At 60.7% G+C, this 13,746-nt stretch carries 14 protein-coding genes and 1 pseudogene; 10 read left to right on the plus strand and 5 right to left on the minus strand.

Annotated features, from left to right (window positions below; genetic code table 11):
- The first annotated feature begins 14 nt into the window (after positions 1–14).
- From EJA05_RS28465 to EJA05_RS17400, 8 genes are all read left to right on the plus strand, one after another.
- The gene (locus EJA05_RS28465) at positions 15–1,067 is read left to right on the plus strand and encodes a TonB-dependent siderophore receptor (RefSeq protein ID WP_223811846.1); all 1,053 of its coding nucleotides are present in this window, start codon (positions 15–17) and stop codon (positions 1,065–1,067) included.
- 74 nt (positions 1,068–1,141) lie between these two features.
- Positions 1,142–2,191: a TonB-dependent siderophore receptor gene (locus tag EJA05_RS28470; protein ID WP_223811847.1), complete on the plus strand. Its 1,050-nt coding sequence runs from the start codon at positions 1,142–1,144 to the stop codon at positions 2,189–2,191.
- Between the two features lie 10 nt (positions 2,192–2,201).
- Positions 2,202–2,471 carry a hypothetical protein gene (locus EJA05_RS28475; RefSeq protein ID WP_223811848.1) on the plus strand — a complete coding sequence of 90 codons (270 nt, stop codon included), beginning with the start codon at positions 2,202–2,204 and terminating at the stop codon, positions 2,469–2,471.
- A gap of 9 nt (positions 2,472–2,480) precedes the next feature.
- On the plus strand, positions 2,481–3,032 hold the full coding sequence (locus EJA05_RS17375; protein ID WP_223811849.1) for a DJ-1/PfpI family protein: 552 nt from the start codon (positions 2,481–2,483) through the stop codon (positions 3,030–3,032).
- Positions 3,033–3,326: 294 nt separating this feature from the next.
- A complete protein-coding gene (locus EJA05_RS17380) occupies positions 3,327–3,617 on the plus strand; it encodes a c-type cytochrome (protein ID WP_125859179.1) in 291 nt (96 codons plus the stop codon).
- A 624-nt stretch (positions 3,618–4,241) separates the two neighbouring features.
- Positions 4,242–6,158, plus strand: a complete 1,917-nt coding sequence (locus EJA05_RS17390) for a TonB-dependent receptor (RefSeq protein WP_125859181.1) — start codon at positions 4,242–4,244, stop codon at positions 6,156–6,158.
- Between the two features lie 55 nt (positions 6,159–6,213).
- Positions 6,214–6,645: a copper uptake system-associated protein gene (locus EJA05_RS17395; RefSeq protein WP_125859182.1), complete on the plus strand. Its 432-nt coding sequence runs from the start codon at positions 6,214–6,216 to the stop codon at positions 6,643–6,645.
- 74 nt (positions 6,646–6,719) lie between these two features.
- A complete protein-coding gene (locus EJA05_RS17400) occupies positions 6,720–8,129 on the plus strand; it encodes a di-heme oxidoreductase family protein (protein ID WP_125859183.1) in 1,410 nt (469 codons plus the stop codon).
- Here the strand turns inward: EJA05_RS17400 and cydB are convergent.
- Positions 8,058–9,215 carry a cytochrome d ubiquinol oxidase subunit II gene (gene cydB, locus EJA05_RS17405; protein ID WP_125859184.1) on the minus strand — a complete coding sequence of 386 codons (1,158 nt, stop codon included), beginning with the start codon at positions 9,213–9,215 and terminating at the stop codon, positions 8,058–8,060. The genes EJA05_RS17400 and cydB overlap by 72 nt on opposite strands.
- A 333-nt stretch (positions 9,216–9,548) precedes the next feature.
- On the opposite strand from cydB, the gene EJA05_RS17410 reads away from it, so the two are divergent.
- The gene (locus EJA05_RS17410; protein WP_125859185.1) at positions 9,549–10,037 is read left to right on the plus strand and encodes a copper chaperone PCu(A)C; all 489 of its coding nucleotides are present in this window, start codon (positions 9,549–9,551) and stop codon (positions 10,035–10,037) included.
- Between the two features lie 80 nt (positions 10,038–10,117).
- On the opposite strand, the pseudogene EJA05_RS17415 reads toward EJA05_RS17410, so the two are convergent.
- From EJA05_RS17415 to EJA05_RS17430, 4 genes and pseudogenes are all read right to left on the minus strand, one after another.
- Positions 10,118–10,363 (minus strand): annotated as a pseudogene (locus EJA05_RS17415) (LysR family transcriptional regulator); the annotation flags it as partial.
- A gap of 75 nt (positions 10,364–10,438) precedes the next feature.
- A complete protein-coding gene (locus EJA05_RS17420) occupies positions 10,439–11,014 on the minus strand; it encodes a putative natural product biosynthesis protein (RefSeq protein WP_125859187.1) in 576 nt (191 codons plus the stop codon).
- Between the two features lie 78 nt (positions 11,015–11,092).
- Positions 11,093–11,482 (minus strand): DUF2946 family protein, encoded by a 390-nt coding sequence (locus tag EJA05_RS17425; protein ID WP_125859188.1) that lies wholly within the window; start codon positions 11,480–11,482, stop codon positions 11,093–11,095.
- A 176-nt stretch (positions 11,483–11,658) separates the two neighbouring features.
- Positions 11,659–12,036 (minus strand): DUF2946 family protein, encoded by a 378-nt coding sequence (locus EJA05_RS17430; RefSeq protein WP_125859189.1) that lies wholly within the window; start codon positions 12,034–12,036, stop codon positions 11,659–11,661.
- Positions 12,037–12,329: 293 nt separating this feature from the next.
- Here EJA05_RS17430 and EJA05_RS17435 point away from each other — a divergent pair, with 293 nt between their 5' ends.
- A complete protein-coding gene (locus EJA05_RS17435) occupies positions 12,330–13,745 on the plus strand; it encodes a cytochrome ubiquinol oxidase subunit I (RefSeq protein ID WP_125859190.1) in 1,416 nt (471 codons plus the stop codon).
- Position 13,746 lies beyond the last annotated feature (1 nt).

Genomic DNA, 13,746 nt, shown 5'->3' on the forward strand with positions numbered 1-13,746 from the left:
ACCTTGGCGCGACTTTGCAAGACATCTGCGTACAGCACGCTTTCCAGTTGCGGGGTAAATGCGTATGCCTGACTGCTGGCCTGACGCTGCATAACGTTGCGCTGGCGAGTGACACTGCCGTTGTCGCTGCTGCGCAAGCCACTCCCGCACAAGAGAGCAAGGCGAGCTGGACGCTGGAGCCTCTGATCGTTAAAGGACAGCGTACGAGTTATAGCGAAGCCAATTCGACATCGGCCACCCGCACCGATACACCGGTGAAGGAAGTACCGCAGTCAGTCCAGGTTATTACCCGCTCACTGATCGAGGAGCAGTCCAGTGCCACCCTGGGTGATGCACTGCTCAATGTATCCGGCGTCCGTCCGACCAAGCCGGAGGAAACGCTGTTCACCCAGCCCATCGTGAGGGGCTTTCCAGCAGAAATTTACATGAATGGCATGCCCGCTTTCGGCGGGACAGCCGCCTATATTGATCCCACCAGCATGATGGGTGTCGAACGTGTGGAAGTGCTCAAAGGGCCAACCTCGACACTGTATGGCGGCGGCCTGGGTGCCCCGCTGGGTGGCCTGATCAACGTGGTGAACAAGCGCCCCGAAGCCAAGCCGAGCGCATTGCTGTCAATGCGAACCGGCAGTTTCGACACCATCAACCCGGCGATTGATCTAAACACACCAATCAACGACAACAGCGCTGCCCGTCTGACTGCCGAGTACCAGAAAAACGGCAGTTGGATTGACCAAGTCGAGGGTGAGCGCTGGTCTATCCAACCGAGCATTGCCTTCAAGCTATCTCCTGACACAGAGCTGCTGCTGCGCGGCCAGTACGACAAACGCAGCCAGTTGGAGTACTCAGGCCTGCCGGCAGAGCAAGCGCTGCGCGGGCAGATTGACCGCAATGCTTTTCCTGGTGCAGGCCGTGGTCAGCCGCATACCACCATCGAAAACCGCCTGAGCGCTGCGGAACTGACCCACCACTTCAACGACGACACGCGCCTGACCGTCACCGGTCAGTCTTACGAAATGCAGGCACGGGACTATGGCAGTTGGGCCTTGGGTGCAACTGATCGGTAGCGGCTCCGACGACCTACTCGATCTACAAGCTCTACCTGCCGGGCAGTGTTCGTGAAAGTACCCTGGACGCCAACTTGGCGTTCAACGTCGACGCGCTCGGTGGAAAGCATGAGCTATTGGTAGGGGCAACCTACGACAGCACGCACTTCTGGTCAGCGATGTCGGGTGCCGAGTATGTCGGTGAGCTGGATCTGACCAATCCCATCTATGACTTGGACTACGGTACGACCCCGCTGCTTTCGGCGGGCAGCGCAACGACGAATGATTACCGAGCCAGCGCGCTTTATCTGCAGGATCAGGCCACCTATGGACGCTGGCACCTCCTGGCGTCCTTGCGTTTCACAAGTATCGATCTCAAACAGGAAGGAGTTGTCGGCGATATCGACAAGCGATACCACCGTGCTACGCCACGGTTTGGCGTCACCTATGACTTGACCGACAGCCTGGCCCTGTATGCTGCCTATGCGGAAGGTTTTCGCGGTGCGTTCAACTTCACCGGGCTGGAGGCACCCAAGCCCGAGCTTTCCCGCAACTACGAAGCTGGTGTGAAACTCGCGTTCACCGATATTGGCCTGTCTGGCACCCTCGCGCTTTTCGAGCAGACAAGACGCAACGTTGCGACCCTCGACCCCGACCCGGCCAACGCGGTGATGGGCTATAGCGTGCAGAGTGGAGAACAACGGGCCCGCGGCTTCGAAACGTATTTGACCTGGGAGCCGACGCCAGCCGTGTCGATTCTCGCCAACTACGCCTATACCCAGGCCGAAGTCCACGAGGACAACTCCATTCCCGCGGGTGACGGCCTGCCAAGGGTTCCGAAGCACAGTGGTCGCCTGGCCGCTCGCTACCGCATTCTCGATGGCGCCGCCAAAGGCCTTTCTTTCGGCGTGGGCGTCACAGCGCTCAGTGCCCGCGAACTGACCCTGCCCAACACCGTATCAGTGTCTGGTTACGCGCTTCTCGACGCTCAGGCCTCCTACGACTTCGACCGTTGCAGCGTGTCGCTGTCGGGTGTGAACCTGGCTGGACGCAAAGTCTTCGAAACTTACCAGTACTTGGGCTCGCCATTGGTGCTGCGAACGCAGCCTCGCTCGGCGTACGTCACCCTTAGTGCTCGCTTTTAAGGACCTCGACATGATCGACAACCAACGCCGCAACCTGCTGCTTGGCGCCTTACTGGCCCCGCTGATGAGCAATTCTACCCTGGCCGCCAGTGCATCCGGGTCGATGCCCCATGCACATGCCATTCCCAGCATGGGATCCGAGATGGACAAGGTGAAGTGGATGGGCGATGAGCAGATCGGCATGCTGGTGTATCCCGGCATGACGGTAATGGATCTGATCGGCCCGCACTGCATGTTCGGCTCGCTCATGAGCGCGAAAATCTACATCATCGCCAAATGACTTGACCCGGTGACCAGTGATGCCGGATTGACGGTAATTCCAGACACGACCTTTGAAACCTGCCGGCGCGATCTGACCGTGCTGTTTGCACCCGGCGGCACCGACGGCACCCTGGCCGCTGCATCAGACCCAGCGACCCTGGAGTTCTTCGCCGACCGTGGTGCCCGTGCCAAATACATCACCAGTGTGTGCTCGGGTTCGCTGATCCTGGGGGCTGCCGGATTGCGCAAGAGTTACAAGGCTACCTCGCACTGGTCCTGTAGAGATGCGCTGGCCGGGTTTGGTGCAATCCCGACTGATGCGCGCGTCGTTCGCGACCGCAACAGGATCACCGGTGCAGGGGTTACCGCTGGTTTGGACTTCGGCCTCTCCATGGTGGCCGAACTGCGGGACCAGACCTACGCCGAGTGCGCACAACTGATGAGCGAGGACGACCCCGAGCCGCCGTTCAACGCAGGCTCGATGAAGACGGCCCCGGCAGGCGTGCAAATGGCAATGATCGATCTGGTGGCTGACTTCAGCACAAAAGCTGCAGCGCTCGCCGCAGCGAGTAAAGGATAAAGGTAGCCCTTTCACGAAAGACGCCTTTCGAGACGCAGATAGACAAAAGCCGGGGCGGTACGCCATCCCGGCTTTTGTTTGACCCGATGAAAAACCCTGCCAAGAGTAAAACACCGGATCAGGTCCAACTTAGCACGGCTTCCGAGCGATGCAGGCCTGCGACACCCTGCCGCACCGCTCATCACAATCTGCCGGACCACGTTCCCCCCGCACCTGTGCGGCTGGAGGTCGCACCTGACAGATCCCACTGCCCTCATAGATTCTGGATTTCCGAAAAAACTTGAGAAATTGGTCATGAAAAAAACACTGACGCTGCTTGTTTGCCTGGCAATCGCCAACCTGGCCCAAGCGGCTCAAGATCCGGAGACGGTATTCAACCGCTCCTGCCAGATGTGCCACAACGGCCTGCTGCCCATGGCGCCAAAGAAAGGCGACCACGAAGCCTGGAAACCTCGACTGGCAAAGGGCGACGAGGTGCTGATCAAGCACGTGACTGAGGGGTTCAACGCGATGCCGGCACGCGGTTTGTGCGTGGACTGTACGGCAGAAGACTACAAGGCTGTCATCGATTATATGTCCAGATAACCCCGGAACCGGTATCCCCCTGGCGGTCAGCTGCACTAGGAGCAACTCAGCTGCGGCAGGCTGTCGCACCTGGCGTAAACGCGAAGCATTGCTAAAGTGCCCCATCGCCCCCAACAGCAGCGGCCATCGAGCAATGGATATGCATCGACAAACAGAACGCCGCCGCTCAATAGCCTGGACGCTCTACGCCAGCCTTCTGTTCGCCGTGCTTCATTGCGGCCTCGGGCATGGCCAGGTAATCGGCCTGATCCCAAATGGCATGGGCGGAACGTTCTGCGGCCAGGGTGTAGCGACGCTCAATCCCAACAGTGTCGCCCCTTGGCTTGGCGACACCTTGGCAAGCGGCAGCACGATCGACTGTCCACTGTGTAGCCCCACCGGCCTTGCGTTCACATCTCGGCTTCCAGTCCCTCCCGTCGCCCACCTAGACAACGCGTTACCCCTCACCTTGCCCGTGGCCTGGCCGCGCCAGCTTTGGCTTGCAGCCAACCCACGCGCCTCACCTACAGAAGCCTGACCAAGGCTCATACCCAATCGTGCACCGAGCTTGATGACCATGGCGAATAGTCATGCGCACAAGACAGGCCCGTCACGGCTGTATTTCGCAACAGGAATATCCAGAGCATGAATAACAAAACACTTTGCTGCGCTGCCGCACTCGCCTTTTCCAGTGGAGCCACGCTGGCTCAGACCAACACGATGGAGTTGGCCGAAACCTCGGTGGTCGGCACCTCGGTCATCGATCAGAACAACGTCGACAGCTTCGGCAGCCTGACCACTGTGGTCGGCCAGGAGCAAATCCGCGACCTCAATGCCTTGGACCTGTCCTCGGCCCTGCGTCGCACACCTGGTGTGGTCGTATCGCGCTTCAACCCGGTCGGCTCGTTCGGCGGTGCCGAGGGTGGAGCCGTGTACATCCGTGGCATGGGCGCCAGCCGCCCGGGCAGCGAGATCAAAACCTACATCGACGGCGTGCCGTTTTACATGAGTGTCTGGGGCCACCCACTGCTGGACCTGCTGCCGATCAACGCGATGCAGAGCATCAGCGTTTACAAAGGCCCTCAGCCGCAGAAGTTCGGCAACACCTTCGCGGCCATCGACCTGACGCCCAAGGTCGCCGAACAGGGCGACAACCACCATGGGGAGCTGCAACTCACCGGCGGCAGCTTCCGCACGGCCACCGAACAAGCCAGCCTGATTGGCCGGGAAGGCGATTTCGATTACCTGCTGGCCCAAGGTGCAGCCCACTCCGACGGTGACCGCAGTGACGGTGATGGCCGGCTGAACAATGGCATGGCGCGCTTGGGTTATCGGCTGAATGAGAACTGGAGCAGCGGGTTGCTGCTGCTGCATGCCAACAACCAGGTCTCCGACCCCGGCCAGAAGGGCCTGCCGGAAACCAAGAATGGTGAGTTCAATACCCGCGGCACGCTCGCTTCACTGTCCTTGGCCCACAATCACGAATGGGGCGATGGCAGCCTCAAGGTCTACCACAACGAAGGTCGTGGCTCAGCCCTTGACCAAACCGGCCTGGACGGCGACACCATCAGTGATTTCACCCTGCAGGGCATTCGCTGGGAAGAGCAATTGCGCCCGTGGCAAGGCGGCGAAGTGGCCTTGGGCCTGGACATCGACGAGAGCAAGGGCGAGGTCCACTTCAAACGCATCGCCCCGGCGCCACAAGCGAAGTTCGACGCGCCCACTCTACGCGTGACGTCGCCGCACGTCGCAGTCAGCCATGCCTTTGCCCTAAACGATACCTGGACCCTGACCCCGTCGGCGGGCGTACGCACGTATGAGCACAACGTGTTCGACAACGCCACCGCCCCGCACGCAGGCCTGCTGCTGTCATCGAATAATGTCGAATTCCGCGCCAACGCCTCGCGCGGCATCAACTACCCCGGCCTGGAAGCCTCGGTGATGTCGAGCCTGATCCCGGCGCTGGGTGAAACCTGGAAGGACCTGAAGCCCGAGAAAGTCGACCACCAAGAACTGGGCGTGCGCTTCAACCCCATCGACAGCGCCACCCTGGACCTGGCGGTGTTCAAGGACAAGCTGCAGGACCGCTACCTGTTCGCCTTCCCGCCATCGGTGTCACGCCCGTCGTATATCAACCTGGGTGACTACAACATCAAGGGCGCCGAAGCCACCTGGCAGCAACGCTGGACCAGCAACTGGAGCAGCTTCGTCGGTTTCACCTGGCTCGATCCATCGCTCAAGACCCTGCCCTACGCGCCGCAGAAATCGCTGTCGCTGGGCACCACCTACGAGACCGGGCCTTGGCGCCTGTCGGCTGATGCGCAGTACCAGAAGGACATGTACGTGCTGGCCGAGGAACGCACCGCCGGCGCCAGCAACTTCTCCAAAGTCGATAGCTTCACCGTGGTCAACATGCGCGTGGGCTATGCCGTGCCGGCGCTGGGCAAGGTCGGCGAAGTGTTCGTCGCCGTGGAGAACCTGTTTGACCGTGATTACGCCTACCGCACCAACTACCCGATGCCCGGCACTTCGGCGCAATTGGGTGTGAAGATGGGCTTCTGAGGCCCGCCACCGGACGCTGCCGACAGCCGTCGGCAGCCTTACAAGGAACAAGCACATGAAAGCACCGATCCTTGCCCTTCTGCTGGCCTGCAGTCCGCTGCTGGCTGTGGCCGATACCGCCAGCGAGCAGCAGAGTATCCAGCAACTGATGCGACACAACTTCGAACGCCCAGATTCGCCGCTGGACGTGGGCCCGGTTACCGTGCAGGACGACTATGCGGTAGCCGGTTGGTTACAGGACCAGCGCGGCGGTCGTGCCCTGTTGCGCAAAGGGCCTCACGGCTGGCGCGTGGTGTTGTGCGCAGGCGACTCACTGCTCGACCCGGCGACCCTGCGCAGCGCCGGGCTCAATGAACAGGACTCGGCCCAGCTGAGCCAGGCAGTACGCCAGGCCGAGAGTGAACAGCCAATCGAGCGGGTCAAGCAGTTCGCGCTGTTCCAGGGCGTGGTCAAGGTCGACAAGGGCGCCGCTCACGGCAACCACTGATCCACATCTCCCAGGGCCGGCGGGCTCTGTCTGCTGGCCCCGCCCCTTACACCTGAAGATTTACGAGCTACCCCATGCGCACCTTTCCCCTTTTCGCGGCAGCACTGGCCAGCCTGCTGGCTGGCTGCGGCGATCCACATGACAGGCCTGAGCCTGGCGAACACTTGCCCGGTGGCGCCACCACGGTACAACGTGCAGACAAGGATGCCTTCTCGATGCCTGCCGCGAACCTCTCGCCCACCAGGCGGATGGACTTCTTCGTCGGCAACGCCTTCTTTCGCGGTAGCTGGCATACGGCTCGCGATGATCAACGAAAAGGCGGCCGAGTAGGCCTGGGGCCTTTGTTCAACACCGATGCCTGCCAGAGTTGCCATATAAAGGATGGCCGTGGTTTCCCGCCTGGGGAGGCCAGCAGCACACCTGCGCTGTCCTCGCTGGTACGCCTATCGATCCCACCGAGCGCCGAGCAAGCCGCATTGATTGAGCGCCTTGGCGTTGTCCCCGAGCCCACCTACGGGGCGCAACTACAAGATGAAGCCATAGACGGACACGCGCCGGAAGGTCGAGTCCAATTGCACTATGAACCCTACGCCATCAAGCTTGCCGACGGCCAAACGGTCACACTGCGCAAGCCTTCTTTCACCATCGTCCAACTGGGTTATGGTCCGATGCATCCTCAGACGCAAATGTCATTGCGCGTAGCACCGCCAATGATCGGGCTTGGATTGCTGGAGGCTATCAACGACAGCGACCTGGAGCAGAACGCTGCGCTTCAGTCTGAGGCCAGAGGCCCGGTGCGTGGCCAACTCAACAAAGTCTGGGACGACTTGCACCAGCAAACACGCATTGGTCGCTTTGGCTGGAAAGCCGGCCAGCCTACGTTGGACCAGCAGAATGCCCACGCCTTTGCTGGAGACATGGGGCTGACCAGCAGCCTGCTGCCCACCGACGACTGTACCGAGCGTCAATCCGCATGCCGCGAGGCGCCCCAAGGGGGATCCCCGGAAGTCAGTGACAAGATTCGCGACCAAGTGCTGTTCTACACCCGGACCCTAGGCGTACCTGCGCGCAGAGATGCCGAGTCACCCCAAGTGCTCAAGGGCAAGAGCGTGTTCCATACCGCAGGGTGCGCGGCCTGCCATCGTCCATCCTATGTGACCGGGGAACACGCGCTACCGGAGCTTTCCGGGCAACGGATCTTCCCCTACACCGACCTGTTGCTGCATGACATGGGTGAAGGGCTGGCCGATCACCGTGGTGAGTTCCTTGCCAATGGCCGGCAGTGGCGAACGCCGCCGCTATGGGGGTTAGGGCTGACCGCCACAGTCAGTGGCCATACACAATTGCTGCACGATGGCCGGGCCCGCGATGTGCTGGAGGCGATCCTGTGGCATGACGGCGAAGCACGTAAGTCACGCGATGCGGTGATCGCCATGGATCGCGGGCGACGCGAGGCGTTGCTGGCGTTCCTGAATTCGCTGTGAAGTTTTGCCTTTGGGCGACGACTGTATCGGACGGTTCCGGTCCCTGAGGCCGGCGCCTACCGTATAGGCCAGTAGCATCGGCATCAGTACGCTGGCCAAAATCAACATTAGCCCCAACGTCTTTTCGCCGCTTGCGGCATTCCAAACGGTCAAACTGGCCGAGAGCTGCACACTGGACGGAATGATGAAGGGAAACAATGCCACGCCGATGCTGCACAACATCATGACGATGGTCAGCCCACTGCCGACCAAGGCCATACCTGCTCGACCTCGCACAATACTGTAAAGGCTCAGGACCGTGCCGCTGAGGGCCAGCAAGGGTGCCAGGCAAGCCAAGGGCCAGGCGCTGAAGTTGCCCTGCCAGCCTGCATTGCCCGGCAGTACAACGCTCTGGCCAGGGCTGCACAGCGTATGGGAGTGGACTGATGCTGCAAGCCTGTAGCCGCGTATATCCGCCGCTAGCCACAGCGCAGCTGCAGTGAAACAGACCAGGAACACGACACCCGCACGCCATGCAATTCGGCGAGACACTTTGCGCAAGGCGTTACTACCGCGCAGCATCACCCAGGTGGCGCCTAGCTGGCAGAACATGCTTAGGCTGATGACTCCGAGGAGCAGTGCGAAAGGCCTGAGCAGACCAGAGAACGTACCGTGAAACTGACTGGCTGCCAGCGCGCAGCGACTGAATGGCAATCCGAGGAAAAGGTTGCCCAACACGACGCCGATCAGCGCGGCGGGTATCAAACCGATTACCAGAGCACTCCAAGCCCCGAACGGTCGCAAAGACGACCCGTTGGATTGGCGCAACAATAAGAGCACACCCATGAGGCCACCCCCTACGCAAGGTAGTAAGCCCAGCGATGGCCAAATCACCACAATCGCGGAACACAGGGCTAGCAGCCAGAACAAAGTAATGTGCTGAGGCCAGTTGAACGGTCGAGTCTGTTGCGAAATAGCAGCACTCTGCGCTGCCATGAATGGCGTCAGGACACGCGCCCCCAGGTCCAGACCTTCAAGCAAAGCAAAGCCAATCAGCAGACCACCGATCAATAGCCACCAGACAAATTTCAGCAGTTCGTAGTCCATGGCTGGACTCCCCAGCGTAAAAAAAGCGGCCCGCCAATGGACGGGCCGCTGTCGTGTACCTGTACTGCACCGTGGATGGGAAAACGGCATATCAGGCACTTGGAGATGCTAGGCGTTGACGGCGACGCCCCCAACTGCGACGCGCCGCCGCACCCTGGATAAAAACCCAATGATTTGCGTATCGGTGCGTTGGCACAGCACTGCATGCGGCAGAATGTCGCACAGCAGGTCTTTGCAATGACCGACATTACACAGGATTAACAGCCACTATACTTTCTCCTTGGCAAAATTAATGACGGGATTCCGTCATAGATAATCGTTTAGGAGTTTTCGATGAAATCGATCCCAAGTTTCGGTCTGGAAAAGAGCAAACGTCTGATAATCGGCCTATTGCTGGCCGGTTTTGGCACTGTCGCGCTGGCCGATGTCAAAGTCACGGTAGAACACGCCTGGGTCAGGGCCTCTGTACCCGGTCAAGCTGCCACTGGTGCCTTCATGCGTCTTACCGCTAGCGAGGACGCAAAACTTACGGCAGCGAGTTCTCCAGTGGCAGGTACCGTAGAAATACACGAGATGCATATGAAGGGCGATGTGATGAGCATGGCTCAAGTCGCAAGTATCGACCTTCCGGCAGGTAAACCGGTGTCGCTCGATACTCACGGCTATCACATCATGTTGATCAACCCGAAAGCGCCGATCGAAGCCGGCGCGACAGTGCCGCTGACCCTAACGGTCGTTGACGGTGGTGGCAAGCAGACCTCGGTCAAGGTCGATGCGAAGGTACGTCCTCTAGCCAGCGGCGAAGAGGACATGGCGCACTAAAAGTGCACTTTGTGGCCAAAATGCACCGGGGGCTGGCGAGCCTGACCCAACATGGGCATCTCCAGCCGCTGCTGTAGCACTTCGGTCTCTGCAGTTTCCACCAATTCGAGGATCAGTAGGCAACGCCTGTGATATCGCATGCCAGCCTCCGTCAAGGCAATCCGGCGTGTGGTGCGATTCAGCAGCCGGGTTGTCAGGTGAGCCTCAAGGCTGGAGAGTATTCGGGAAACGCTGGCAGTGCTGGTATCCAGGCGCTCAGCCGCACTGGTCAGGCTTCCTGCCTGGACAACGCAACTGAACACCCGCATGGCTTGGAGTACATCCATAGTCGCTATCTCGGTTGAATTCGAGTTCACAGGTAGAGTGGGGCTGCTGAAGGCTGCCCCGAGCGTGATCAAGGCTTAGCCGGGCACTGGTAGCCAGCGCCGAAACCGGCTCCCTCCCTTGGCTCTAAGCGGACTCCAGGAGAACTCCCAAGGTGGTGGTGGCAGGTCCTCTACCTCGTCCCACGTCGACATCAGCGGCCGTGCGCCAGACTTCCACTCCACTATTCGCTCGCCCATCGGCTGCCACGCCAGGACTAGTCCACGAGCCTGCGACACGTCGGTGGTTACCCACAGCGCTGCGGCGGCCACCATAAGCGCTTCGATATGTTCCTCACTCACCCGGGACTTGTATGGCGAGCTCAGCAACCAACGGCAGACACTGATGTAATACGTCCAATCCAGCGTCGGATGGTGCCGATAGGCCCAGGTCATGAAGCGCCGGAACAACTCCAAGCCTTCTGGTGGATCAAGCTTGAGCAGGCTCGGGCAGACATCGAACAAGGTGTGCCAATAAGGTAACAGGCGCGCATCAAGGGTGACGAAGCTGCGGGCATTGCAGGGATAGTCGGGAAACGGCAGAAGAAAATCGCCATTACGCGAAGCGCGAACAGCGGGCTCCAGCAGAGCGGAAGATGTCATGACACGAGTCATCGTGTACTCCTGGATACAGATAGCCTTTGACATGCCGGTGTCCCCGTTCAGGGGGCACGGCATGGGTTCCTTGTCAGGTCAGGCGATCAGCATCGGGGAGGCACGTGGGTTTATCGACGGCCAGCAGTGCCGAGGCGAGCATGCCAGAGCGACCCGCACCAGCGCGGTCGGCAATGCCTGGACAGGTGCCGTGGGCAAGACCAATGCGGCAGGCAACGGCGCCGGGCCTCCCTGCGCGCAGCAGCAGTGTCCAGGATCGGATGCCTTCGGGCTGAGGTTCCCATCCTTGTCTGCAAGCGCTGGCTGCACACCACCCGACGAGCAGTAGCTGCCCGCCAGCAGTTGGGCCAGGCTCAAGTCGCCCAAGGTGCTGGCCATAGGCAACGCCAGCACTTTGAGCAACATAGCCAGCAGTGCCGCGACCCAGAGGTTATCCCAGGTACGCGGGCGCAGGCCGCAGCGGTTCATATTCACGCCTCGGCAGATTGCGAGGGCGTGGAGATCCAATCAGGCATGATGGTTTCTCTCAAACGACGGTGATGTCAGCCGCCAGGTCCGTGAGGGATATGCCGCAGGCATACGCCACGGACCCGCCAACCGGAAAGCGGGCAGAGGCCCGCCCCAGCGCCAGGGCGCAGGCAGTGTCAGAGAGGGGAAGCGCGGGGGTTGGACGAAGGCCAGCAATAGCGGGGAGGCGCTTGGCTGCGGACCTCGCGAATGATCGGACGGCTATGGGCACTGGCCAGTAGCCAAGCGACACCGATCAGGAATACCAGTGAGAGAAAAGCCGCCGAGCCCATCGGGCAACTGAACGGAATGCTCAAATCCCCCGTCAGGGCGCTGTCCTGCTTGGCCTTCAGTGAGGCGATGTCGCCACCGAGGCTGCAGAAGGCACCACCGAACCCATTCAGCGCCAGCCCCACTGCCTGCCCGTGGGCAAGGCCACAGCCAAGCACATTGAACAGGACACAGAAGTAGAGTGCCAAGGCAATGAGGGGTCGGTTTGAAGGCGGACGGTTCATGGGCAGCGACTCTAGCATCTAACACTGCCAGCTTGAAGCTCGACCTTTGACTTGCACCCAGTGCGACAGAGCGCCACACCACAAGCCAATAGCACCGTAAAAGACCCACAGGCCAGTCGCCGGGACAGATTGTCGCAGTTGGCCTCATGGGGCCCAGTCAATACAGTGGCGCCGCCATGGCGATGGCACAACTGAACCTTCCTTACACCCCCGCGCAGAACCGATCAGGACCCGGCCCCTGCATCCAGAAACTGGCGCTCTTGCGCACTGCCCCCGTGAGGCTTCTCATCATCATGAACGTGCTCGATGCGCTAGACCTGGCTCGAATCCAGTTCGCCTTCACTGTTTCCTTCCACATTCTGTTCCCCGCCATCACCATCGGCCTTGCCAGTTACCTGGCAGTGCTCGAAGGGCTGTGGCTGCGTTCGAACCAGCAGGTCTACCGTGACCTCTACCACTTCTGGTCGAAGATCTTCGCCGTCAACTTCGGCATGGGCGTGGTGTCCGGCCTGGTCATGGCCTACCAATTCGGCACCAACTGGAGCCGCTTCTCCGATTTCGCCGGCGCCATTACCGGCCCGCTGCTGACCTATGAAGTGCTCACCGCGTTCTTCCTGGAGGCAGGCTTCCTTGGCGTCATGCTGTTTGGCTGGAACCGTGTCGGCCGCGGCCTGCACTTCTTCTCCACGGTGATGGTGGCGATCGGTACGCTGGTCTCAACCTTCTGGATTCTGGCCTCCAACAGCTGGATGCAAACGCCCCAGGGCTATGAAATTGTCGATGGCCGGGTGATTCCGGTGGACTGGCTGGCCGTCATCTTCAACCCATCATTTCCCTACCGCCTGATGCACATGGCCACGGCCGCGTTCGTTGCCACAGCGTTCTTCGTCGGCGCCTCGGCGGCCTGGCACCTGCTGCGTGGGCGTGACAACCCGGCCATCCGCAAGATGCTGTCGATGGCCATGTGGATGGCCCTGATCGTGGCGCCGGTGCAGGCGATCATTGGCGATTTCCATGGACTTAACACCCTCAAGCACCAGCCGGTGAAAATCGCGGCGATCGAAGGCCACTGGGAGAACAAACCGGGTGAGCCGACACCTTTGATCCTGTTCGGCATCCCCGACATGAAGGCCGAAACCACTCGCTTCAAAGTCGAGATCCCGGCGCTCGGCAGCCTGATCCTGACCCATAGCCTGGACAAGCAGGTGCCGGCGATGAAGGAGTTCCCGCCTGAGGACCGGCCCAACTCGACCATTGTCTTCTGGTCGTTCCGGGTCATGGTCGGCCTCGGCTTGCTGATGATCTTCGTCGGTCTGTGGAGCCTGTGGCTGCGCAAGCGCGGCACGCTCTACACCTCGCGCCCGTTCCTGTACCTGACGTTGTGGATGGGCCCGTCCGGGCTCGTGGCGATCCTCGCCGGCTGGTTCACCACCGAAATCGGCCGCCAGCCGTGGGTGGTGTATGGCTTGCAGCGCACCGCCGATGGCGTGTCGAACCATGACGCCACGCAGCTCAGCATCACCTTGGTGACGTTCGTGGTGGTGTACTTCGCCCTGTTCGGCACCGGCCTTGGCTACATGATGCGCCTAGTGCGCAAAGGGCCGAAACCTGGCGAGGGCGACCACCACACCCCAGGCGGCCCAGGCCAGCAACATACCCCGGCGCGGCCGCTGTCCGCCGCCGACGATTATCAGGCAGAGGTGAACTGAC

Source organism: Pseudomonas oryziphila, assembly GCF_003940825.1.
In the GTDB taxonomy this organism is placed as follows: Bacteria; Pseudomonadota; Gammaproteobacteria; order Pseudomonadales; family Pseudomonadaceae; genus Aquipseudomonas; species Aquipseudomonas sichuanensis.